Here is a 22,787-nt window from a genome sequence, read left to right on the forward strand (position 1 = left end):
TTGCTTGCATGAGGCGCTGGGGCGCCCCATGCAACACGTAATTGGGACATAGCCTATTGGATGGCGCCCCGCATCGCGCCAGCGCGATGCTGGGCGGCTCTGTGGTACTTGATGCGGTGCTTGCCAGTCATACCCATAGCCGTGGGGAGCTAGTCGGCGCGTTCGTCATTGAATGCACAATGGCCAGCACATCACGTGCCCCGCTGCCGGTGATCGCCGGGGAGTATGACCAGAACGTATTCCGAGGCCCTGCCAGTGCAATGGGGGATGCGTGGGATCGGGCAGATAGCCATTCCCAACACCTCAGTAGCGAATGGCAGACGGCAGGCACTGAGCGGTCAACCAGCCGCACCCTGTGGCAACAGGCCGCCGCGCATCAGCAGCAGGTGGCCGAGCTGGGCGAGCAGATGCCCCAGACGTTCATGGCCAATCAGCAACGCTTTGCCGAGGGGCTGCCGGTCAGCCAGCAGACCCGCCAGGGCTATGACAGTCTGGCCGCTGGCCATGTGGCGAATCACACCCTGTGGGTCGAGGCGGCGCCGGTCAGTAGCTGGCGCCTGGTCGGGTTCACCAACCCGCCGCGCTTTGACCAGGTTTGGCAGGCTGACCAGTGGCAAGAAGGCATCCCCATCGGTAAAGGGGTGGCCGCCCAAGCCTGGCACCACGGCCAGCCGCTGATTGAGGGTTGGCGTGATGGCTGGGACGAGGCCATGTGGCCACCCAAGGGCAAGACGCCGCCACCAGAACCACCCAAGCCACCCATCCGCCCCGATAAGCGGGTGCTGCGGCTGGCGTTTGGGCGCAAGCGCGACACGGCAGAGCTGGAGTTCGTCTGGCAGGGCAGTGATGCGGCAATCGTCATTCCAACCCGGAGGGTTTATCTGGTGAGCAACACAGCAAAGATCGTGCGGGTACGCGATGGGCTCGATATCCCAGCCACAGCGGTGAGTATCGAGCTCGATACCGACTCCTGGGCGTGGCAGTTCAGCGCTCAAATTCCCCGTATCGCGGCGGCTGCGCTGACCGATGAGGAAGAGGTCAGCATCCATATCAATAGTCAGCAATGGGACTGCGTGTGCGATGGCTGGCAATCGAGCCAGAGCTTTGGTCGCGAGTCGGCAACGCTGACGGGACGCTCGCGTACCGCTTACTTGTCGCCAACCCATGTATTGGCGCAGGCGGTGAGTGAGCCTGCTGCCGCAACAATGGCCCAGCTGGCTGCAGCCGTATTGCCGGTGGGGTGGACGCTGGATTGGCAAGCGGCTGACTGGTTGGTACCTGCCGGGTTCTTTAGCCTGGATAACCAGACCCCGATCGAGGTGGTCAGGTACCTGGCCGAGGCGGGCGGTGGTTTTGTGTTGCCACACCAGCGCAACCGCCATCTGGTCATCAAGCCTCGTTATCCCACAGCACCATGGCAGCTCGATACTGCTGTGGCCGATGTGGCTATCCCCAGAGCCATCATTACCACCCTGGGCAGTGACTTCCAGCCGGGTCATGCCGCCAACGGGATTTGGGTCAGCGGTGGCCACCAGGGCATCAGTGCGCGGGTGGTGCGCCAAGGGACGGCTGGCGAACAGCAAGCGCCGACCATCACCCACCCGTTGGTGTGTGATGTGACGGCTGCCCGTGCCCAAGGCGTAGTCGGTCTGGCCAAGACCATGCCCAAACGTACCCAAACCATTGAACTGCCGTTGTCAGCTGATACCGGCTTGATCCTGCCGGGGGCTCTGCTCGCCGTGGACGGTTGGAAGGGTTACAACCGGGGCGTCAGGGTCTCTGCTGCGCTGCAGAACAGGGCCATGACGGTACGCCAACAGCTGAGTGTGGAGCGATTTCTATGAACCTGTTTAAGCGATTCCTTGAGCTGGTACCAGGCGCAGATCCCTTGCTGGTTGGTACCGTGACCGCAGTAGGTACCACGACCACGACTCTCAGCGCGTTGGCGGGTGGAACGATCACAGTACGTGGCACCGGGATAGCCATCGGCAAGAAGGCGTTTTACAGGGGAGGGGAGCTGGCAGGAGAGGCGCCGGATTTACCGACCTATGAGATAGAGGTTTAATGCCGGTTTAACGGGGTTATCAAACTCAGTGATTCCGGTGCCATCAAGTTTGATAAACTACCGGGCCGGTAGCTTTTCATTTTCCCCGCAAGTCTTTTTCATTTTCGGCGGCGGGCTACAGTTTGCCCTCGGTATCCGGCTGATGGAGGGGGAGCTGGATCATCTGGGGCTCGCCCTCAAGTGCAACCTGCTCTATCTGCTGGCCGGCGGCATCTCCCTGAGTCTGGCGGTCTGGCTGCTGCCACTGCAACCGGCCTGGATCCCGCTGCTGATGCTGTCGGTGGCGCTGCCGCCGGCGGTGCTCAACTACATGCTGTGCGAGCAGTACCAGTGCCAGCCCGAGAAGGTGGCTAGTATCGTGCTCGGCGGCAATGCGCTCTCGGTTCTGGTGATCCCGTTGGCGGTCTGGCTGGCCTTGCATCTGGGTAGTTGATCCTGCTCAGCAATAAAAAAGACGCCTGAGGGCGTCCTTTTTATTGCTGAACAGAAAGTTCGATTACGATTCGCTAATCGAACCTACGGCCCTGCATTCGTGTTACCCACTAGGGTGGATGGTCAGCCTGATAGCAAGGTGTGAGCCATTGGCGCGGTTAAACAGTCTTAAACACCATTGCTTTTGTACCCCTTGACCTTGCTGGTGATCCCTTTCGGAAACCAGTCCCCTTTACCCACCCGCGCCTGTACCTTTTTCTGATATTGCTCAGGGGATAGCACCTTGGGGGTTTTGTGGCGGGTGCCGTTGCAGTGCCGACAGGCGGCCACGATATTGGCGGTCTGGTTCGAACCGCCGTTGCTGCGTGGTTGTAGATGTTCCCCCGTGCACTGCAATAACCGGGCTTCGGCAGGGGTGAGGCGGTATTGATGCATCAATGCGGCAGGGGAGGCCTCCCACATTGGCAGTCCGCAATAGAAGCAGTGAAAGGATTGACGAACGGCAGCCTGATGGCGTTGTTTGGCGATGTTACCCATGGTTGTGACCTCAATCAGTTTGATATTGAAGTCCATGACGGTATGGATTGGATAATGGCCGGACGGACTTCGGTTCAAGTTGAAGTCCCGTCCTCCACATGTTCGCGGCGGCGGGTACTGACCAGAGGTCTCTGGGCAGCCTTACACCGCTCACCTTACGATACAACGGCGATCAATTGATAGCGTGGTTTTAGATTGCTGTAAAGTGAACAATTTAGGGTATGAGATTTTATCGTTTAGTTTATTGGTATTCATTTTGGTTTTTTCCCATAGGGACAGTAGTTTTTCCTTCAATCTGCTTTCCATAAGCGACTAGCATCACCTCAAAAAGCTCTGGAATGTCGGAAAAGTGAACAAATGGAACAAAGAGATATGTTTGTTGTTTTCTGATAACTCCTGCTTGTGAGCTTAATGAACGTTTCAATCCGGGTATAAAAAACTCTATTGCAAAACCTTCGTAAATGAAACAAATTGAGCCTTCCATTATTAATGGGGAAAGAATTATATCTTTTAAATTAGATAAGCTAAAACCTCCAGTTGGAGTTTTATCTATCAGCCTGCTCAATTTTACAGAGATCTGGCATGTTGGTATTTGTGAATTATTTATAAGGGCTTGTCGTAATACTTCTTTAACTGATGGATCTATATATACATTAGAGTAGTTGGGATGCCCTGAACATGCTATGCGCCATAGTATAGAGAGAAAGTACATGTTCATCCTTTGTAGGTTTAATCCTGAGAATTTAATACCTACTTCCGTTTTGTTGTATTTCCCAACTTTTCCCCTTAATACATCTAAACCGTATCTTTCATAATTATCATTTAATAGTGCCTCACAATTTCTGCACAGCATGTGTTCAGCCCAACTATCACTGCTATATTTATTTTCTTCATGAATATCATTGGATAATAAAATAGCTTTTCCCGAGCTCTTTCTTGATATTCTTTTGAATACGGCATTGCCAATTGCATGTGACACTTGTAATTTTGATTTGTTTTTGCATAACCGACATTTTTCACTTTCGTTCATAGTAAGTACCAGAATCAGAAAATATTAATTGGTGTTTGATAAAAATATTTACATAAAAGCATTTGTATATCAATGGGTTATGCTCTTTTGGTGAGTGTGAAATGTATTCTAACCCACCATAAACCCCATCCCCCTTCATGCCGCCGCACTATGGCGGCATGAACATACCCAAGACCCCATACTCAGCGCCCTTCGTGGCCATCCTCCAAGCCAACCCCGTCAGCGGGGAGCGGTTGGCGGTGCTCGATGCGCAGCTCACCCCCGAAGGCGATGGCTGGTACCAACTGCTGCCGGTCGGCCCGTTCAAGGCCCGTGATGGTCGTCCGTTCGATGTGGCGAGTGGTCACTGGCAACTGGACGGGCAGATCGCTGCCGCCCTGATTGCCCGAGTCAAAGCTCTTGGGCAAGACATCCTGATCGATTACGACCACCAGACCCTCAAGACTGACCAGAACGTCCAGCCTGCGCCAGCTCCCACTCCTGGCAGCGGGGTGAGTGCAAGTTCCCTTTTCGTGATCCTCGGCGAAGTCGTTGCCATCGAATTGGCATAGTATCTGGCCAGCATGAATCCCACCCGGGGTGGGAGCCAGGGGATTTACAACATGATGTCCGTCAGTAACCAATGTTTGTTGATGCAGATCCAGCCCACCATTTTGCGCTTTGCCAAGATGCTGGCCAGCGTGCTGCAACTGGAAGTGGAAATCGTGGACGCCAACATGGTGCGGGTGGCGGGAACCGGCCCTTACGGCAAGTTCTTCGGTCGCCAGCTGGAGGGGGACTCCCGCCTGTTGCGCTACGTCATCGAGCATCAGCGCGAGAAGATCGTCACCCACACCAGCGAGGATCCGGTCTGCGAGGGGTGCAGCTGCAAGGAGAGCTGCCGGGAGCGGGCCTTTCTCGGGGTGCCCATCATGGTGGAGGAGAACTGCATCGGGGTGATCAGCCTGGTGGCCTTCAACCCGGAGCAGCAGGCCCGCCTCAACAACAACCTGCAGGAGGTGTGCGATTATGTGCAGCACATCTCCAGCATCTTCGTGGCCAAGCTGCTCGACTCGCGCGGCCTGTCGGACGGGGTCAACAAGGTCTTCCTCAGCCTGATGAACCACATGGATCAGGGCTGCCTGCTGCTCGACGAGAAGAGCCAGGTGCTCTACGCCAACGAGGTGGCGCTCAAGCAGCTCAACTGCCAGCAGGAGGCGCTGCTGGGCTGCGAGATAGGGCTGCGGCCGCTCACCTTTGCCCAGCAGGGGTTGACCGGCCACCTGCAACACATCGTCACCCTGGGGGATCGTCAGGAGCTGATCATCGGCCAGTTGCACCACGTGCAGGGCCAGCAGCTATTTCTGATGGCGTTTCACCAGTCTCATGGCACGCCGAACCCGCCGCTGGAGCCCGACGAGGGAGTCAGCATGCTGATCGGGGAGAGCAAGCCGATGCGGGCCCTGAAAAAGCTGCTCCATCGCATCGCCCTGAGCCCCTCCAGCGTGCTGGTGTGCGGCGAGAGCGGCACCGGCAAGGAGGTGGTGGCTCGCGCCATCCACCGGCTCAGCCCGCGCCGCGACAAGCCCTTCATCGCCATCAACTGCGCCGCCATCCCCGAGCAGTTGCTCGAGAGCGAGCTGTTCGGTTACGTGAAGGGGGCCTTCACCGGGGCCTCCAGCACCGGCAAGCAGGGGCTGATCCAGGCCGCCCAGCAGGGCACCCTGTTTCTCGACGAGATAGGGGACATGCCGCTCACCATGCAGGCCAAGCTGCTGCGGGTGCTGGAGCTGCGGGAGGTGACCCCCATCGGCGCCAGCCGGCCGGTGCCGGTAGACATCCGCATCATAGCCGCGACCCACCAGCATCTGGAGCAGTACATCGCCGAGGGCAAGTTTCGCGAGGATCTCTTCTATCGCCTCAACGTCATTCCCATCCACCTGCCGCCCCTGCGCGAGCGGGAGGGGGACGTGGCGCTGCTGACCCACTACTTCCTCAACCTGCACACCAGCCGCATCGGTCTGCTGTATCCGGGGCTGAGCCCGGAGGTGATGGCAATGCTCGAGGGCTACCGCTGGCCCGGCAACGTGCGCGAGCTCAGCAACCTCATCGAGTACCTGGTGAACGTGGTGCAGGCGGGAGAGGTGATCGAGAGCATCCTGCTGCCCCCCAATATTCTGCGCAACCAGCGCAGTGGGGCGGACGAACCGCCACGCAGCACGGCGCAAATCGCGCGCATGCCGCTCTCGCCCGACCCTTATTCCCATGGCGTGCTGGCCGACCCTGCGCTCAGCCCTGCCGCTGGCAACCCGGCAGCGGTTACGGGGGCTCCCTGGTCATCGCCAGAGGCAAGCCTGCCAGAGCCGGGGGCCGGCCAGGTCGAGCGCGGGTTGGCGCTGCCACTTGGCGAAAACGGGCTGGAGAACATGGAAAAGCAGATGATAGAGGAGACCCTGCTGCGCCTTGGCAACAAGAAGCTGGCCGCCCAGGCTCTGGGGATCGGCATCGCCACCCTCTATCGCAAGATAAAGAAGTACGAGATAGCCGTGCAGGCCTGATCTCGTTTCGGGTCGCCTGGCGGCCCCGCTTGACCGCGCCGCGACCGATAATCGCGGCGTTATCATTATGAGAATGTCGTCCCGCTTTCTATCAATTGGCAGGCTCTGGTGATAGCCGGACTGATAATTATCAGGGCCGGCTTGGCCTCCTCTCACCCTATTCTCGCGCTATTTCAGTGGCGCTCAGTCATCCGCTTCAAAATAAGCTATCTCACCTGCCTTGGCGGGGCGCCATATAGCCTCAGGCTGTGCGCCGGCTCACATTCAAGACGCCTTTTCTGGTTATTCCCCGCTTATTTATGCGTTGGCACGCTTATTGATTGCCCTTATTTGACGCTGACCGATGAACTCACCCAATGGCCCTTGTTTCGGTGACCTGTGAGTGGAAGGGGAGCAATGCATTTCTCATCAACAGATTGGGGCTAACGATGAAAGCAGTGAACCAGTTAATCAAAGAGATCAATGAACTCAAGTCCAACCTGCATGAAAAAGACTTCCTGCTGACCTGGGAGCAGACCCCTCAGGAGCTGGCGCTGGTGCTCAAACTGGCCGAGGCCCTCAAGGGACTGCGGGCCGAAAACATCGCCACCAAGCTGTTCAATACCGGTCTTGGCATCTCGGTGTTTCGTGACAATTCCACCCGTACCCGTTTCTCCTACGCCTCCGCCCTCAACCTGCTCGGCCTGACCCAGCAGGATCTGGACGAGGGCAAGTCCCAGATTGCCCACGGCGAGACCGTTCGTGAAACCGCCAACATGATCTCCTTCTGCGCCGATGCCATCGGCATTCGCGACGACATGTACCTGGGGGCCGGCAACGCCTACATGCGTGAAGTGGGCGCCGCGCTTGACGAGGGATTCGAGAAGGGGGTGCTGCCCCAGCGCCCGGCGCTGGTCAACCTGCAGTGCGACATTGATCACCCGACCCAGTCCATGGCTGATCTCGCCTGGTTGCAGGAGCACTTCGGCAGCCTCGAGAACCTCAAGGGCAAGAAGATTGCCATGACCTGGGCCTACTCGCCGAGCTACGGCAAACCGCTCTCCGTGCCGCAGGGCATCATCGGTCTGATGACCCGCTTTGGCATGGACGTGACCCTGGCCCACCCAGAGGGATATGACCTGATCCCGGACGTGATCGAAGTGGCCAAGGAGAATGCCAAGGCCTCCGGCGGAAGTTTCCGCCAGGTTACCTCCATGGAAGAGGCGTTCAAGGATGCCGACATCGTCTATCCCAAGTCCTGGGCCCCCTATCAGGTGATGGAGCAGCGCACCGAGCTGCTGCGGGCCAACGATCATGCGGGCCTGAAAGAGCTGGAGCAGCATTGCCTGGCGCAAAACGCCAAGCACAAGGATTGGCACTGCACCGAAGAGATGATGGCCCTCACCAAGGGGGGCGAGGCACTCTATATGCACTGCCTGCCGGCGGATATTTCCGGCGTCTCCTGCAAGGAAGGGGAAGTGAGTGAAGGGGTATTCGAGAAATACCGGATCGCCACTTATAAAGAGGCGAGCTGGAAGCCCTATATTATCGCCGCCATGATTGTCGCCCGTAAATTCTCGGCACCGGGCGCTGCCCTCGAAGGCTTGATAAAAGAGGCGCAAAAACGCGTCAAATAATGGCCTGGCCTGGCCTGGCCGGGCGGGAAATAAGTCCCGCCCGGCCGTCGTCATCACGCAATTATTGTCACGGGTTCTCTCCCCGGGGCGCTTTTCACTCGATGATCCCCGGCGAGATGACTCTTTGCGAGGTATTCATGTCCCAATTTTCCCTGAAGATGGAGATTGCCGATAACCGTTTCTTTACCGGTGAGTCGCTGCCCCTGTTTTCCCGTGCCGAGGCGCAAAAGGCCCGCGCCTTTCATAAAAAACTGGCCGGTTATGAGCCCACCCCCCTGTGCGATCTGAAGGCGCTCGCTGGCTATATCGGTGTGAAGAACATCCTGGTGAAGGATGAGTCCAAGCGCTTTGGCCTCAACGCCTTCAAGATGCTGGGTGGCGTCTACGCCATCGCCAACCTGCTCTGTGAAAAATACGGGGTGGCGGTGGAGGATTTCACCTTCGATCTCATCAAGCGCACCATCAAGGAGCCGATGACCTTCGCCACCACCACCGACGGCAACCACGGTCGCGGCGTTGCCTGGGCCGCCAAGCAGGTGGGTCAGCATGCGGTGGTCTACATGCCCAAGGGCTCGGCCCAGGAGCGGGTGGATCACATTCTGGCGCTGGGGGCCGAGTGCATCGTCACCGACATGAACTACGACGACACAGTGCGCCTGACCATGAAGATGGCCGAGGAGCGCGGCTGGTACATAGTGCAGGACACCGCCTGGGAGGGTTACACCAAGATCCCGACCTGGATCATGCAGGGTTACGCCACCCTGGCCGACGAAGCGGTCGAACAGATGCAGGCCATGGGCATCAAGCAGCCCACCCACGTGCTGCTGCAGGCCGGGGTCGGGGCGCTGGCGGGCGGCGTGCTCGGCTATCTGGTGGACTGCTTCGGGGCGAAGAACCTGCACAGCATAGTCGTCGAGCCGGATCAGGCCGACTGCATCTACCGCTCCGGCGTGGCGGGGGAGATGGTCAACGTGGGGGGCGACATGCGCACCATCATGGCCGGTCTCGCCTGCGGCGAACCCAATCCCCTCGGCTGGCCGGTGCTGCGCGGCTGCACCACCCAATTCATCTCCTGTCACGACAAGGTATCGGCACTCGGCATGCGAGTGCTCGGCAATCCCCTTGGCGATGACCCCCGCATCATCTCCGGTGAATCCGGCTCGGTCGGCACTGGCGTGCTGGCGGCGGTGCGCCACCACCCGGATCGCGCGGTGCTGATGGCCCGGCTGGGGCTCGATGAGCAGTCGGTGGTGCTGGTGATCAACACCGAAGGGGACACCGACGTGGCCCATTACCGGGAAGTGGTGTGGGAAGGCAAGCACCCCGCCTGCGACTAATCCCTGCGAGAACAGAGACATGAATTGAAGAACTGATCGCGCCTCGCCAACGGGGTGCGGTAACGGGCACAGGGCGCTGCCGACGAACAGGCCGCGCACTCTCAGTTGTTATGGAGAATCACAATGAGCAAGCAAATTCCGTTTGAAATGGTGTTGGAGAAGGCCTACCAGTACAAGGCCGAGATGACTCAGTTCCTGCGCGACATGATCGCCATCCCGAGCGAGAGCTGCGATGAAGAGCGGGTGGTGCTGCGCATCAAGCAGGAGATGGAGAAGGTCGGCTTCGACAAGGTCGAGATCGACCCCATGGGCAACGTGCTGGGCTATATCGGCCACGGCCCGCACCTGATCGCCATGGATGCCCACATCGATACCGTCGGTATTGGTAACCGCGCCAACTGGACCTTCGATCCCTATGAGGGGATGGAAGATCACGAGATCATCGGTGGTCGCGGCGCCTCCGATCAGGAAGGGGGCATGGCCTCCATGGTCTACGCCGGCAAGATCATCAAGGATCTGGGTCTGGAAGACGAGTACACCCTGCTGGTGACCGGCACCGTGCAGGAGGAGGATTGCGACGGTCTGTGCTGGCAGTACATCATCGAGCAGAGCAAGATCCGCCCCGAGTTCGTGGTCAGTACCGAGCCCACCGACTGCCAGATCTACCGTGGCCAGCGCGGCCGCATGGAGATCCGCGTTGAAGTTCAGGGTGTCAGCTGCCACGGCTCCGCGCCGGAGCGCGGTGACAACGCCATCTTCAAGATGGGCCCGATCCTGGGTGAATTGCAGGAACTCAGCCACAACCTCGGCCATGACGACTTCCTCGGCAAGGGCACCCTGACCGTCTCCGAGATCTTCTTCACTTCGCCAAGCCGCTGCGCCGTGGCGGACAGCTGCGCCGTCTCCATCGACCGCCGTCTCACCTGGGGCGAGACCTGGCAAGGGGCGCTCGACGAGATCCGCGCCCTGCCTGCAGTGAAAGCCGCCGGTGCCGAGGTCTCCATGTACCAGTACGACCGTCCGGCCTACACCGGTCTGGTCTATCCGACCGAGTGCTACTTCCCGACCTGGAAGGTGGAAGAGGATCACATCACGGTCAAAACCCTCTCCAAGGCGTACACCCAGCTGTTCAACAAGGCGCCGGTGGTGGACAAGTGGACCTTCTCGACCAACGGGGTCTCCATCATGGGTCGTCACGGCATCCCGGTCATCGGCTTTGGCCCGGGCAAAGAGCCGGAGGCCCACGCCCCGAACGAGAAGACCTGGAAGGAGCATCTGGTCAAGTGCGCCGCCATGTACGCCGTGATCCCCATGCTCTATCTGGCCGAGCTGGACAAGTAAGGGGTCTGCCGGGCGGTGACTGCCATCACCGCCCGGCTGTTGCATGTGTGGCAAGTGCCCCGTCTTTAGCAGGCGGGGCCTTGCTGTTTGACGCGATCGGATGTGTGAGGGGGTGGGGATGAAACGGCTGATCAAACAGGGTGTGCTGGTCGACTCACAAGGTGAATATCGTCAGGATCTGCTGATCGAAGACGGAGTGATCCGCGCTCGGGCCACCGATATCCAGCCCGATGGCGAGACCGCGGTGATCGATGCCAGCGGCTGCTACGTGATGCCGGGCGGCATCGACGTCCATACCCACTTCAACATCGATGTCGGGATTGCCCGCAGTTGCGATGATTTTTTCAGTGGTACCCGTGCCGCCGCCTGTGGTGGTACCACCACCATCGTCGATCACATGGGATTTGGCCCGGCGGGGTGCAATCTGCATCACCAGCTGGCCCGCTATCACGACTATGCCGTCGATCAGGCAGTGGTCGATTACAGCTTTCACGGCGTTGTTCAGCATGTGGATGACGCCATCCTCAACGAGATGGCCGCCATGGTGCAGGAGGAGGGGATCAGCAGCTTCAAGCTCTATCTCACCTACCAGTACAAGCTGGGGGACCACGACGTGCTGCGCGCCCTGGCCCGCCTCAAGGAGGTGGGGGCGCTTGCCACCGTCCATCCCGAGAACGATGCCGCCATTGCGGCGCGCCGGGCGGCCCTGCTGGCCGCCGGTCACCATGAACCCTGGTATCACCCGCAAAGCCGCCCGCTGGAGTGTGAGGCGGAGGCCATCGCCCGGATGATCAATCTGGCGGGGCTCGCTGGCAATACGCCGCTCTATATCGTCCATCTCTCCAACGGCTTGGGGCTGGAGTACCTCAAGCTGGCACGCCGCCAGGGGCAGCCGGTCTGGGTGGAGACCTGCCCGCAATATCTGCTGCTCGATGAGCAGTGTTATTACAAGGAGAACGGGGTCGACTATCTGCTCAGCCCGCCGCTGCGCGGGCGCAGCGAGCAGGACAAGCTGTGGGTCGGCATCGCTGCGGGCGACATCGATACGGTGGCGACCGATCACTGCAACTTCTCCCACGCCCAGCGCATGACCTTGTCAGGTGGCGATTTCAGCCGCTGCCCCAATGGTTTGCCCGGGGTGGAGAACCGGATGCTGCTGCTGTTTGCCCACGGGGTATTGGGCGGGCGCATCTCGCCGTCCCGCTTCGTGGCCCTCACCAGCACCAACCCGGCGCGCCTGTTTGGCCTCTGGCCGCGCAAGGGCAACCTGCAACCGGGGTCTGACGCCGATCTGGTGGTGATGGATCCCCGTGGCGAGACCCTGATCCGTCACGCCGCCCTGCACGACAACGGCGACTACAGCCCCTACGAGGGGATGCGCTGCCCCGGCCAGATCAGGATGACCCTCAGTCGCGGCGAGATCGTGGCCCGCGACGGCGAGTTTCTGGGGCGGCGTGGTCATGGCCGCTTTCTGGCCAGAGCGCCCTTTGATCCGGCGTTGGTGCCGGAGCAGCACTCGCCTTGCCCCGTGGTGGCGGGCTGACAATCTGTTCGAAGCAGGCTGACCCGCAAGCTTATGTGCACAACGAAAGGTGGGCCGGTATTGCGCCGGCTTGTCCCATCACTGGAGATAACAAGATGAAACAGAGAATCGTACTGGCCCTTGGCGGCAATGCGCTGGGCAACAACCTGCCCGAGCAGATGAAGGCGGTGCAGAGCACGGCGGGCACCATTGCCGACCTGATCGCCCAGGGGCACGAGGTGGTGGTGACCCACGGCAACGGCCCGCAGGTGGGGATGATCCAGCAGGCGTTCGAGGTGGCGGCCCGCCACGACCCTAAAGCGCCCCATCTGCCCATGTCGGTCTGCGTGGCCCTGAGTCAGGGTTATATCGGTTATGACCTGCAAAACGCCCTGCGCGAAGCCTTGCTGGAGCGCGGTATTCACAAGCCGGTGGCCACCCTGGTGACCCAGGTGGAGGTGGATAAAAACGATCCCGCCTTCCTCGATCCCAGCAAGCCCATCGGCGGCTTCTTCAGCAAGGAGGAGGCCGAGGCGCTGATGGCCAAGGGCGAGCGGCTCAAAGAGGATGCCGGTCGCGGCTATCGCCGGGTGGTGGCCTCTCCCAAACCCGTCGACATCATCGAGAAGGAGACCGTCTCTGCCATGCTGGCCGCCGGTCAGGTGGTGATCACCGTCGGGGGCGGCGGCATTCCGGTGCTGCGCGAGGGCAACCACCTGCGCGGTGCCAGCGCGGTGATCGACAAGGATTGGGCCAGTGCCAGGCTGGCGGAGCTCATCGATGCCGACATGCTGATCATCCTCACCGCGGTGGAAAAGGTCGCCATCAACTTCGGCAAGCCCGAGGTGCAGTGGCTCGATACCCTGAGCGTGGCCGATGCCAACAGATTTATCGCACAGGGGCAGTTTGCCAAGGGCTCCATGTTGCCCAAGGTGGAGGCGGCGCTCTCGTTCGCCACCTCCATGGCGGGGCGCAAATCCCTGATCACCCTGCTGGAGAAGGCCGCCGACGGCATTGCCGGCAAGACTGGGACCCTGATCAGCCTGTAGCCTCGCCTTTGATGGTTGCAAACAGGGGGCCCAAGGCCCCCTTTCTGTTGGCCGGTGCCAGGGATTGGCAGGCGGGAAGCATGGGCCGGCCAGCTCTTATCCGCAGTGGGCAGGGGGACGGCAGAGGAGTAAAATGGCGCCCCGAATGGCGGACGTACCGACCGCAGCAACAAGGCAGCACAATGAATAGCAAGTTGAACATGGCGGCGCTGGGGGGATTGGTCCTGCTCACCGCCATCTGGAGTTACAGCTGGATCGTGATGAAGCAGGTGATGCTCTACGCGGGGGCGTTCGAGTTCACCGCCCTGCGCTGCCTGTGCGGATCCCTGGTGTTGCTGCTGGTGCAGTGCCTGCGCGGGCGCCGTTATCTCAGGCCCACCCCGTTTCGCTATACCCTCGCCATCGCCCTGTTCCAGACCTGCGGCATGGTGGGGTTGGCCCAGTGGGCGCTCATCAGCGGCGGGGCGGGCAAGGTGGCCATTCTGAGTTACACCATGCCGTTCTGGGTGGTGATCTTCGCGGCGCTTTTTCTGGGTGAACGGATGCGCAAGCTCCACTATCTGGCGGTCGGGGTGGCCGCCTGCGGCCTGCTGTTGGTGATCGAGCCCTGGCAGTTGCATCTGGATTCCATGAAGAGCGCGCTGCTGGGCATTGCCTCCGGCATCTGCTGGGGGATCAGCGCCATCATCGCCAAGCGGATGTATGCCCGCCACCCCGGGGTGGATCTGATGTCCCTCACTACTTGGCAGATGATCTACGCCACCCTGGTGATGGCGCTGGTGGCGGCCCTGGTGCCGGAGCGACCCATCGATTGGCAGCCCTATGTGTTTGGTGCGCTCGCCTACAGCGCCATCTTCGCCACGGCGCTGGCCTGGAGCCTCTGGCTGTTCGTGCTGAAAAAGCTGCCGGCGGGGATCGCCGGGCTCAGCACCCTGGCGGTGCCGGTGAGCGGCGTGCTGCTCTCCTGGTGGCTGCTCGGCGAAAACCCGGGGCCGGTGGAGGGGAGCGGCATCGCCCTTATCGTGCTGGCGCTCATCGTTATCAGCCGCAAGGGCAAGCGTTCCGTGGTGTCGGTGGCGGGGGAGACCCGGGTCAAGCAGGGCTAAGCCGACTGCCGGCAAAGAGATAAAAAGGGCCCGCCATCATGGCGGGCCCTTTTTGTTGGCGAGCTGGCTTATCTACGCTGGGCCAGATGCATCATGGCCTCCAGTACGACGCCGCCGATCGATAACGCGGGCCTTGCCGATAGGGCAATGGCGTTGCCCTTATCTGCGTTGGGCCAGATGCATCATGGCTTCCAGCACGGCGCCGCCGATGGCCCGCGCCTTGTCAGAGACGGTAGTGGGATCGGCCCGCTCGCCCCTGGGGTCGATGTCACCGATCTTGAAGCCGACGGTCACCTCGATGCCATCGCTGAGCAGACCCCGCACCATGCCGGAGAGCGGCGCTATGATGGGGGCGTCCCCCACGTGGGCGATCACGTCCCCCTCCTGCACCAGATCACCGAGCTTGATCAGGCTCTTCATCACCCCGGCGACGGGGGCGCGCACCACCCGGCGGGCGGAGTGCCCCTCGATCACCCCGGGAATGCCGGTATTGGGCTGGGCAGGGCCCTGATAGATGACCCGCCCCAGATGGTGGCCACGGTTGGTCTCAATCACCGCATCGCAGTCACGCCCCGCCTCAAAGCCCGGGCCCAGGGCCACCGTGATAGGGGCCATCTCCCTGTGGGTGCCGAGGTTCTGCTTGGCCAAGATGGCATCCACCAGGTAGCGGGGCTTGAGCTCGGCGAGGGTGGCGCAGTCGGGGTCAACCAGCAGCGGAATGATGCCCAGATCCAGCTGCTCGAATGCCTGCTCGACGCTCTCGACCCGCTTGGCTCGCACCCCCTCGACACTGGTTTCACCGTCGAACATCCCCTGGGCGAAGGCGACGGTGCGGCGGATCACCGTGGGCTTGTCGAGATCCAGCATCACCACCTTGAAGCCGGCATGGTAGAGGCGCAGCGCCACCCCGGTGGCGATATCGCCGGAGCCGCGCATCACCACCAGCTGATCCCGCTTGAGGCGCACGTCATCCTGCATCAGGCCACCCGATTTACCGTTTTTCACCTGCAACAGCTCGGCGAGGATGCTGATGGCGATCTCTTCCGGAGTTTCGGCACCTATGTTGTAGCCGATGGGGGCGTGCAGCCGCTGCAGTTGGGCCTGACTCACCCCTTGCTGGCGCAGCGCCTGGGTGAAAGTCTGCACCTTGCGCTTGCTGGCGAGCAGCCCCAGGTAGGTGAGGGGGCGGCTGATGAGCCGATCCAGCGCCTCCTTGTCCTGATGGTTGGTGGCGATGATGACGAAGTTGGCGGGCTCGATGGCAAGCTGCTCGATCACCGCGCTGATGGTGTCGGCCTGCTGCAAATGGGTTCCGGCCGGGAAGCGATCTGGGCTGAGGCTCCCCTCGAAGCAATCCCCTACATGGATGTCAAAGCCGAGCGGCGCGGCGGCATGGGCCAGCGCCCGGTTGACGTGGCCGGCACCGATCAATACCAGGCGGGGGCGCAGGCCGTAGACGTCGATATAGACCGACATGGCGCCGCCGCAATCCGAGCCCACCGCATGTTCGCCGTTGCGCGCCATCCGGCCGTGGAAGATGCGCGGCTTGCGCTCGGCAATGGCGGCCACTGCTTCTTCGATCACCAGCCGCTCTATCATGCCGCCGCCGATGGTGCCGAGGATCCGGCCATCGGCCATCACCAGCATCTGGGCCTGATGGCGCGGGGTGGAGCCGCGACTCTCGATGATCTGGGCCATGGCAAAGGGGGTGTTCTCCTGCTCCAGTCGGGCAGCGTGTGCAAACAGATTCATAAGGTACCTCGTATCATCCTTAACGGGTCAGCGATTGCGCGGCTTCGGGGGCAGGCCGACAGCAAACATGGTGAATGGCGCCGGGTTCACGCACGGCCCCCTGCCAGATGGCGTGGAGCTCGGGGTGGCGCTGCAGCAGGTTTATCAGGGCGGGCAGCCACTGCTGCTCATTTTGATAATCGCCATTGATAAACCAGACTCGGCGCGCCCCGGGCGGGGTGCCCTTGAACGCCCCCTCGGGGTGGGCGATGAGCCGGTCAAACAGGGCCCAGTCGAGCCGTTCACCGGCCGCAATCTCGCACAGGGCCTGGAACTCGGCCCAGCGATGGATCTGCGCCGGGTCGGCGCTGGCTCCCACCATGGCGCCGCCTACCAGGGCGATCACCCAATCACTGTGCTGAGGAATGCAAGGTTCGTGCAAAGCGGGCGCTTTCAATAACTTCTGATGGGCGCCGTCCGCCTCCACCAGGATGATGTCGAAGCGTTGCTGTCCCTTGAGCAGATCGATCTGCTGAGGGCTCGGCCCCACCGCCTTGCCGCTGGCCCGATCGAGGTGGCTGAACAGCACCAGCTGCATCGGTTCATCGGGCAGGGCCTGGCAGCGGGTCAGCTGCCGGATGGGATCGGCCTCGATCAGCAGGGTGCGCCGAGGGGAGGGGGTGGGCAGAAACATCCGGGTGCTGGTGGTGAGCAGCACCTTCTTGCCCTGTTGATGGAAATAGTCGGCCAGCCAGAAGAGGGTGCTGGTTTTCCCCCCGGCGCCGCAAAGACTAATTAAAGTGGTACGCCCATCAATATTTTCGGTGAGCGGGTTTAATACACTCTCGATATTTGGCGAGGTGAGCAGAATGGGTGATGAAATAGCCATGGCGACGACCGATGAAAATAGAGGCGCGGTCAGTGAGAAGCACTGGCATTCGCGCGAGCGGTGCGACTGCCTAATTACGGCGGCCGGGCTCTCATCACGAATGGGCGCGTGGAAATTGATGCTACCGTATCGCCAGAGCACGATTCTTGATGAGAGTCTCAAAAATGCCCTGGTGCTGTGTGACCGGGTCATTCTGGTGGTGGGGCACCGCGCCGATGAGCTGATCAGTCGCTACGCCAATCACCCCCGTATCCGGCTGGTGCACAACCATGATTATGCACAGGGGCTCGGCAGCTCCATCCGCGCGGGGCTCGCCGCCTGTACCAGCGATCACCTCTTCGTGAGCCACGGCGATCTGCCCTGCATCCCCCCCGAGGTGTACCGCTCGCTCTGGCAGGTGCGGGGGGACGAGACCCTTTTCCCCTCCTATCAGGGGGAGGCAGGCCACCCCGTGCTGTTGCCCAGAGCCCTTGCCAGGACGCTGGCGGCGGCGCCGGCACAGGGTTCGGTGCGCCGCTGGCTGCTGGCGCACCCCCATCGATTCATCGAGGTGCAGAGCGACGCCATCCTGCAGGATGTGGACACCCCGGAGCGCTATCAGGCGCTGCTGGCAAACGAAGCATTCGAGCGCTGAAGTGGTCGGCTGGCAGGGGCTTGCCCGGCCTTCGTTTGCATATTTATCCCCTTGTCTAACCCGTTATCTGGGGCCGACAGCGGCCGTTATCATCCTGGCCGGCCTGATAATGGCGATGGCCGCACTCTTTATCAAACTGATAGCGCGCCGCGCCAAAGTGAGATCATTTTCAGCAACGAGGGCGGTGTTTCCATTATTTAAATTCGGTGTTGATAGCCACTCTCATTGTCGAAACTGGTATCGGCTTTCGATGTTTTATTAATTGGAGGTGCCTCACGTTTTTATGGCAGAAAAATAAAAAGATCCGGCGCTGGCCTGATTGTTGCTCTTGTCAGTTTCAAGGGGCTTTTTATGCGTGGTTATGGATGGGCCCCATTTATTCACCCTGTCAATGAGCAGTGCCGCTGCAAGGAGATCAACATGGGCGATATTATGCGACCCGTTCCCTTCAAGAACCTTCTGGTCCGTATCTTCTCGGAATATAAAGCGAGTCAATCCATCTTCGGCATTCCCGCCGCGCAATTCTATCGCAAGCAGGACGAGCGCAAGATCAAGGTGTTCGGTGAAACCTGCGAGACTCCCATCGGCCCGGCGGCCGGCCCCCATACCCAGCTGGCCCAGAACATCGTCACCTCCTGGCTGACCGGCGGGCGCTTTATCGAGCTCAAGACGGTGCAGATCCTGGACCGTCTCGAACTGGAAAAACCCTGCATCGATGCCGAAGACGAGTGCTTCAACACCGAGTGGTCTACCGAGTTCACTCTGCCCAAGGCGTTTGATGAGTACCTGAAAGCCTGGTTTGCCCTCTATCTGCTGGAAGAGGTGTTTGATCCCCGTCTGGAAGGGGAGGCCAAGTCCTTCATTTTCAACATGAGCGTGGGGTACAACCTTGACGGCATCAAACAGCCGCCGATGCAGCAGTTTATCCACAGCCTGATGGATGCAAGCCAAAGTCCGAAGTTTGCCGAGTACCAGCAGGTGGTACGCGAGCTGGTGGCCGACGAGCAGTTTATCGCCGAGCTGGGGCTGGGGGCGCGGCGGGCTCGCCTGCAACAGCTGGTGGAGCGCATTCCGGCCGAGCTGGTGCACGGTGTCACCCTCTCTACCATGCACGGCTGCCCACCGAACGAAATCGAGGCCATCTGCCGCTACATGCTGGAAGAGAAGGGACTCAACACCTTCGTCAAACTGAACCCGACTCTGCTGGGTTACCCGCGGGTGCGCGAGATCCTCGATACCTGTGGCTTTGATTACATTGGTCTGAGCGAAGCGTCGTTCGATCACGACCTCAAACTGGATCAGGCCAAGGCGATGCTGACCCGCTTGATGGCGCTGGGGGCCGAGAAGGGGCTCACCTTTGGGGTGAAACTCACCAACACCCTTGGCACCATCAATCGCAAAGGGGCGCTGCCCGGCGATGAGATGTATATGTCCGGCCGGGCACTGTTCCCGCTCTCCATCAACGTGGCCGCCGTGCTGTCACGCGCCTTCGATGGCAAGCTGCCCATCTCCTACTCCGGTGGCGCCAGCAAGTTCAACATCGCGGAGATCTTCGAGACCGGCATTCGTCCCATCACCATGGCCACCGACCTGCTCAAACCGGGTGGCTATCTGCGCCAGATCGAGTGCCTCAACGAGATCGACGCTTCCGATAGCTGGGCCATGACCCAGGTAGATGTCGAGAAGCTGGAAGCCCTTGCCGCCAAGGCGCTCACCATGGATTACACCCAGAAGGAGTGGAAGTCCGAGGATCGCATCGAAGTGGGCGGCGGCCTGCCGCTGACCGACTGCTATGTGGCACCCTGCGTCACCGCCTGCGCCGTGCATCAGGATATCCCCGAGTACATTCGCCTGATGGGCGAGGGGGAGTATGTGGCAGCCCTTGAGCTGATTTATCAGCGCAATGCCCTGCCTGCCATCACCGGCCATATCTGCGATCACCAGTGCCAGTACAACTGCACCCGTCTCGATTACGACAGCCCGCTCAATATCCGTGAGCTCAAGAAGGTCGCGCTGGAGCGCGGCTGGGAAGGGTACAAGGCGCGCTGGCACAAGCCGGCAGGCAGCGGAGACAAGCACCCGGTTGCGGTGATTGGCGCTGGTCCGGCCGGTCTCTCCGCCGGTTATTTCCTGGCTCGCGCCGGTCATCCGGTCACCGTGTTCGAGCGTGAAGCGGATGCCGGTGGCGTGGTCAAACACATCATCCCCGAGTTCCGCATTCCGGCCGAGCTGATCCAGCACGACATCGATTTTGTCGCCGCCCACGGGGTCAAGTTCGAGTTCGGCTGCGATCCGGCGCTCACCGTCGACAAGCTGCACGCCCAGGGCTTTACCTATGTCTTCGTCGGCATCGGTGCCGACAAGAATGGCGGCATGCGCCTCGAAGGGGGGCACGAGCGGATTTACAAGTCTTTTAACTTCCTGCGCAGCTTCAATCAGGGCAAGCCGCTGCCGTTGGGCCGCCATGTGGCGGTGATCGGCGCCGGCAACACCGCCATGGACTGTGCCCGCGCCGCCCTCAAGGTGCCCGGTGTCAGCGATGTGACCGTTATCTACCGTCGCAGCGAAAAAGAGATGCCCGCCTATCGTGAGGAGTATCTGGAAGCGGTGGAGGATGGGGTGCGTTTCTGCTTCCTCACCAATCCGGAGCGCTTTGAGAAAGATGGCAAGCTCACTGTGCGGATGATGGCGCTGGGGGATCCTGACGAGCAGGGCCGCCGCCGCCCTGTGCCCACCGAGCAGACCGAGGTGATGCAGATGGATGCGCTGATCACCGCCATCGGCGAGCAGCCTGATTGCGAAGTATTGAAAGCCATGGGCATTCCCCTTGGCAGCGATGGCTGGCCCGAGGTGGATGGCCAGAGTGGCGAAACCAGCCGTCGCAACGTTTTCCTCATCGGTGACGTGCAAAGCGGCCCGTCCTCCATCGTCGGTGCCATCGGCGGTGCTCGCCGCGCTGCGGATCTGGTGCTGGCCCGTGAGCATATCGCCAGCCAGCAGCGTGACGTGGCCACCCAGCCGTCGGGCAAGGACGAGATCTACCGCCGCAAGGGAAACATCGCCGTCACTATGGTTGACAAGAACGAGCGCGATGCCTTCGTGGCGCAAGAGGCGCACCGTTGCCTCGAGTGCAACTACCTCTGCAGCAAGTGCGTGGATGTCTGCCCCAACCGGGCCAACGTCGCCATCGCGGTGCCGGGCTTCAAGGACCAGTTCCAGACCCTGCACCTGGATGCCTACTGCAACGAGTGCGGCAACTGCGCCCAGTTCTGCCCGTGGCAGGGCAAGCCCTATCAGGACAAGGTCACCATCTTCAGCCTGCCCGAGGACTTCGACAACAGCCGCAACCCCGGTTTCTATCTGGCGGATGGCGGTGAGCTGCGGGTACGTCAGGGCGGCGAGACCTATCGCCTGACCATAGACGCCCAGAGCCGGATCAAGGACGTGCCAGCGGCCCTTGGCGACATGTGCCGCATCATCAGCCATGTCCATGCCCATCACCACTACCTGCTGGGGGCCGTCGAGGCCTGAGCGAACAACGAATAAGCGAAGGAGCCAACCATGTTTATTCTGAAGAACGTCACCGCCATCCAGCTGGAGCCGACCCTGGTGCTGGAGGGGGTGGATATCGCCATCGAAGGATCGCTTATCAAAGCGGTGGGGCCCAATCTGCGGGCCCTCTACCCGCAGGCCAACTATCGGGAGATGGGCGGCAAGCTGGTGATGCCGGGCATCGTCTGTGCCCACAACCACTTCTACTCCGGCCTGTCGCGGGGGATCATGGCCAATATCGCCCCCTGCCCGGACTTTATCTCCACCCTGAAAAACCTCTGGTGGCGGCTGGATCGGGCGCTTGATGAAGAGTCCCTCTACTACAGCGGTCTCATCTGCTCGCTGGAGGCGATCAAGAGCGGCTGCAGTGCGGTGATCGACCACCACGCCTCGCCCAACTTCATCAAGGGCTCCCTGAACGTGCTGCGCAAAGGATTTATGGAGGCGGGTCTGCGCAGCATGACCTGCTTCGAGACCACGGATCGCAACGGCGGCCTCGCCGAGCTGCAGGCCGGGGTGGAGGAGAACATCCTGTTCGCGCAGGCCATTGATGCCGCCAAGGCCAAGGGGAGCGAACCCTATCTGGTGGAAGCCCATATCGGTGCCCACGCCCCCTTCACCGTGCCTGACGAAGGGCTGGCCATGCTGCGCGAAGCGGTGCAGGTCACCGGTCGCGGGCTGCATATCCATGTGGCGGAAGACCGCTACGACATGGCCCACGGTCACCATCACTATGGCAAGGAGCCCATCGCCCGGCTGGACGAGTTTGGCCTTGTCGACAGCAAGACCCTGATCGCCCACGGCATCTACCTGAGCCCGGCTGACATCGAGTTGCTCAACAGCCGCGATGCCTTCCTGGTGCATAACGCCCGCTCCAACATGAACAACCACGTGGGCTACAACATGCACCTGCCGGAGTACCGCAATCTGGCACTCGGCACCGATGGTATCGGCTCCGACATGCTCGAAGAGCTCAAGTTTGCCTACTTCAAGCACAAGGATGCAGGCGGGGCGCTCTGGCCCGACAGCTTTGCCCGCTTCCTCTGGAACGGCAACACATTGCTTGAGCGCAACTTCGGCGCCAAATTTGGCCGGCTGGAGCCGGGCTACAAGGCCGACCTCACCATCTGTGATTACGCCGCACCGACTCCGCTGGCACCGCGCAACCTCGGCGGCCATCTCGCCTTCGGCATGGGCTCATCCTCGGTCAATAGCGTGATGGTGGAGGGGCGCATGGTCTATCAGGATCGCGAGTTCGCCTTTGACGTCGCGCCCCTTTATGAGCAGGCCAGCAAGGTGGCGAGCCGCCTGTGGCAACGGATGGATCAGCTGGCCTGAGGCCACCCTCCGCACGTTTGGACTGGATTGCCCGCCCTGTGGATTTTCCCGGCGGCGGGCAGCAAGAGTAA

The 22,787-nt window shown here is 60.9% G+C and carries 17 protein-coding genes and 1 pseudogene; 14 read left to right on the forward strand and 4 right to left on the reverse strand.

Annotation, left to right across the window (positions count from 1 at the left end):
• Positions 1-86 precede the first annotated feature (86 nt).
• The 3 genes and pseudogenes from QLG02_RS13645 to QLG02_RS13655 form a co-directional block, all read left to right on the forward strand.
• A complete protein-coding gene (locus QLG02_RS13645) occupies positions 87-1,844 on the forward strand; it encodes a hypothetical protein (protein ID WP_348994632.1) in 1,758 nt (585 codons plus the stop codon).
• On the forward strand, positions 1,841-2,065 hold the full coding sequence (locus QLG02_RS13650) for a hypothetical protein (protein WP_282465411.1): 225 nt from the start codon (positions 1,841-1,843) through the stop codon (positions 2,063-2,065). The genes QLG02_RS13645 and QLG02_RS13650 overlap by 4 nt, the downstream gene beginning before the upstream one ends.
• 1 nt (position 2,066) lies before the next feature.
• Positions 2,067-2,498: pseudogene (locus tag QLG02_RS13655) on the forward strand (AEC family transporter); the annotation flags it as partial.
• A 167-nt stretch (positions 2,499-2,665) separates the two neighbouring features.
• On the opposite strand, the gene QLG02_RS13660 reads toward QLG02_RS13655, so the two are convergent.
• Positions 2,666-3,070 (reverse strand): HNH endonuclease, encoded by a 405-nt coding sequence (locus tag QLG02_RS13660; protein ID WP_282465412.1) that lies wholly within the window; start codon positions 3,068-3,070, stop codon positions 2,666-2,668.
• 205 nt (positions 3,071-3,275) lie between these two features.
• Positions 3,276-4,064, reverse strand: a complete 789-nt coding sequence (locus QLG02_RS13665; protein WP_282465413.1) for a hypothetical protein — start codon at positions 4,062-4,064, stop codon at positions 3,276-3,278.
• A gap of 194 nt (positions 4,065-4,258) precedes the next feature.
• On the opposite strand from QLG02_RS13665, the gene QLG02_RS13670 reads away from it, so the two are divergent.
• The 8 genes from QLG02_RS13670 to QLG02_RS13705 all read left to right on the forward strand — a co-directional run bounded on the left by QLG02_RS13670 (position 4,259) and on the right by QLG02_RS13705 (position 14,572).
• Positions 4,259-4,615 carry a phage protease gene (locus QLG02_RS13670; protein ID WP_282465414.1) on the forward strand — a complete coding sequence of 119 codons (357 nt, stop codon included), beginning with the start codon at positions 4,259-4,261 and terminating at the stop codon, positions 4,613-4,615.
• 51 nt (positions 4,616-4,666) lie between these two features.
• Positions 4,667-6,601, forward strand: coding sequence for a sigma 54-interacting transcriptional regulator (locus QLG02_RS13675; RefSeq protein WP_282465415.1), 1,935 nt, complete (start codon positions 4,667-4,669; stop codon positions 6,599-6,601).
• A 428-nt stretch (positions 6,602-7,029) separates the two neighbouring features.
• Positions 7,030-8,217, forward strand: a complete 1,188-nt coding sequence (gene ygeW / locus QLG02_RS13680; RefSeq protein ID WP_011706019.1) for a knotted carbamoyltransferase YgeW — start codon at positions 7,030-7,032, stop codon at positions 8,215-8,217.
• A 137-nt stretch (positions 8,218-8,354) separates the two neighbouring features.
• Positions 8,355-9,554: a diaminopropionate ammonia-lyase gene (dpaL, locus tag QLG02_RS13685; protein WP_282465416.1), complete on the forward strand. Its 1,200-nt coding sequence runs from the start codon at positions 8,355-8,357 to the stop codon at positions 9,552-9,554.
• Positions 9,555-9,677: 123 nt separating this feature from the next.
• Positions 9,678-10,895, forward strand: a complete 1,218-nt coding sequence (locus QLG02_RS13690; RefSeq protein WP_282465417.1) for a YgeY family selenium metabolism-linked hydrolase — start codon at positions 9,678-9,680, stop codon at positions 10,893-10,895.
• A gap of 118 nt (positions 10,896-11,013) precedes the next feature.
• Entirely contained in the window at positions 11,014-12,438 is a 1,425-nt protein-coding gene (hydA, locus tag QLG02_RS13695; RefSeq protein ID WP_282465418.1) for a dihydropyrimidinase, read from the forward strand.
• A 95-nt stretch (positions 12,439-12,533) separates the two neighbouring features.
• Complete coding sequence (gene arcC, locus QLG02_RS13700) at positions 12,534-13,466, forward strand: carbamate kinase (protein WP_282465419.1); 933 nt, start codon at positions 12,534-12,536, stop codon at positions 13,464-13,466.
• 182 nt (positions 13,467-13,648) lie between these two features.
• The gene (locus tag QLG02_RS13705) at positions 13,649-14,572 is read left to right on the forward strand and encodes a DMT family transporter (RefSeq protein ID WP_268010778.1); all 924 of its coding nucleotides are present in this window, start codon (positions 13,649-13,651) and stop codon (positions 14,570-14,572) included.
• Between the two features lie 159 nt (positions 14,573-14,731).
• Here the strand turns inward: QLG02_RS13705 and yqeB are convergent, their stop codons facing one another.
• On the reverse strand, positions 14,732-16,324 hold the full coding sequence (gene yqeB, locus QLG02_RS13710) for a selenium-dependent molybdenum cofactor biosynthesis protein YqeB (RefSeq protein ID WP_282465420.1): 1,593 nt from the start codon (positions 16,322-16,324) through the stop codon (positions 14,732-14,734).
• A gap of 19 nt (positions 16,325-16,343) precedes the next feature.
• Positions 16,344-17,192 carry a selenium cofactor biosynthesis protein YqeC gene (gene yqeC / locus QLG02_RS13715; protein WP_282465421.1) on the reverse strand — a complete coding sequence of 283 codons (849 nt, stop codon included), beginning with the start codon at positions 17,190-17,192 and terminating at the stop codon, positions 16,344-16,346.
• Here yqeC and mocA point away from each other — a divergent pair.
• The 3 genes from mocA (at position 17,191) to ssnA (ending at position 22,716) form a co-directional block, all read left to right on the forward strand.
• Positions 17,191-17,826, forward strand: coding sequence for a molybdenum cofactor cytidylyltransferase (gene mocA, locus QLG02_RS13720; protein WP_282465534.1), 636 nt, complete (start codon positions 17,191-17,193; stop codon positions 17,824-17,826). The genes yqeC and mocA overlap by 2 nt on opposite strands.
• Before the next feature lie 420 nt (positions 17,827-18,246).
• The gene (gene ygfK, locus QLG02_RS13725; protein ID WP_282465422.1) at positions 18,247-21,357 is read left to right on the forward strand and encodes a putative selenate reductase subunit YgfK; all 3,111 of its coding nucleotides are present in this window, start codon (positions 18,247-18,249) and stop codon (positions 21,355-21,357) included.
• Positions 21,358-21,387: 30 nt separating this feature from the next.
• Positions 21,388-22,716 carry a putative aminohydrolase SsnA gene (ssnA, locus tag QLG02_RS13730; protein ID WP_282465423.1) on the forward strand — a complete coding sequence of 443 codons (1,329 nt, stop codon included), beginning with the start codon at positions 21,388-21,390 and terminating at the stop codon, positions 22,714-22,716.
• The last annotated feature ends 71 nt before the right edge of the window (positions 22,717-22,787 follow it).

The organism is Aeromonas sp. V90_14 (assembly GCF_029967615.1).
GTDB classification, from domain to species: Bacteria; Pseudomonadota; Gammaproteobacteria; order Enterobacterales; family Aeromonadaceae; genus Aeromonas; species Aeromonas hydrophila.

What these genes read in the sequence shown, in the direction of transcription:
- QLG02_RS13645 (WP_348994632.1), top strand. Translation starts at nt 87, where the DNA reads ATGCTGGGCGGCTCTGTGGTACTTGATGCGGTGCTTGCCAGTCATACC.
- QLG02_RS13650 (WP_282465411.1), top strand. Translation starts at nt 1,841, where the DNA reads ATGAACCTGTTTAAGCGATTCCTTGAGCTGGTACCAGGCGCAGATCCC.
- QLG02_RS13660 (WP_282465412.1), bottom strand. Translation starts at nt 3,070, where the DNA reads ATGGACTTCAATATCAAACTGATTGAGGTCACAACCATGGGTAACATC.
- QLG02_RS13665 (WP_282465413.1), bottom strand. Translation starts at nt 4,064, where the DNA reads ATGAACGAAAGTGAAAAATGTCGGTTATGCAAAAACAAATCAAAATTA.
- QLG02_RS13675 (WP_282465415.1), top strand. Translation starts at nt 4,667, where the DNA reads ATGATGTCCGTCAGTAACCAATGTTTGTTGATGCAGATCCAGCCCACC.
- ygeW (WP_011706019.1), top strand. Translation starts at nt 7,030, where the DNA reads ATGAAAGCAGTGAACCAGTTAATCAAAGAGATCAATGAACTCAAGTCC.
- dpaL (WP_282465416.1), top strand. Translation starts at nt 8,355, where the DNA reads ATGTCCCAATTTTCCCTGAAGATGGAGATTGCCGATAACCGTTTCTTT.
- QLG02_RS13690 (WP_282465417.1), top strand. Translation starts at nt 9,678, where the DNA reads ATGAGCAAGCAAATTCCGTTTGAAATGGTGTTGGAGAAGGCCTACCAG.
- hydA (WP_282465418.1), top strand. Translation starts at nt 11,014, where the DNA reads ATGAAACGGCTGATCAAACAGGGTGTGCTGGTCGACTCACAAGGTGAA.
- arcC (WP_282465419.1), top strand. Translation starts at nt 12,534, where the DNA reads ATGAAACAGAGAATCGTACTGGCCCTTGGCGGCAATGCGCTGGGCAAC.
- QLG02_RS13705 (WP_268010778.1), top strand. Translation starts at nt 13,649, where the DNA reads ATGAATAGCAAGTTGAACATGGCGGCGCTGGGGGGATTGGTCCTGCTC.
- yqeB (WP_282465420.1), bottom strand. Translation starts at nt 16,324, where the DNA reads ATGAATCTGTTTGCACACGCTGCCCGACTGGAGCAGGAGAACACCCCC.
- mocA (WP_282465534.1), top strand. Translation starts at nt 17,191, where the DNA reads ATGGCGACGACCGATGAAAATAGAGGCGCGGTCAGTGAGAAGCACTGG.
- yqeC (WP_282465421.1), bottom strand. Translation starts at nt 17,192, where the DNA reads ATGGCTATTTCATCACCCATTCTGCTCACCTCGCCAAATATCGAGAGT.
- ygfK (WP_282465422.1), top strand. Translation starts at nt 18,247, where the DNA reads ATGGGCGATATTATGCGACCCGTTCCCTTCAAGAACCTTCTGGTCCGT.
- ssnA (WP_282465423.1), top strand. Translation starts at nt 21,388, where the DNA reads ATGTTTATTCTGAAGAACGTCACCGCCATCCAGCTGGAGCCGACCCTG.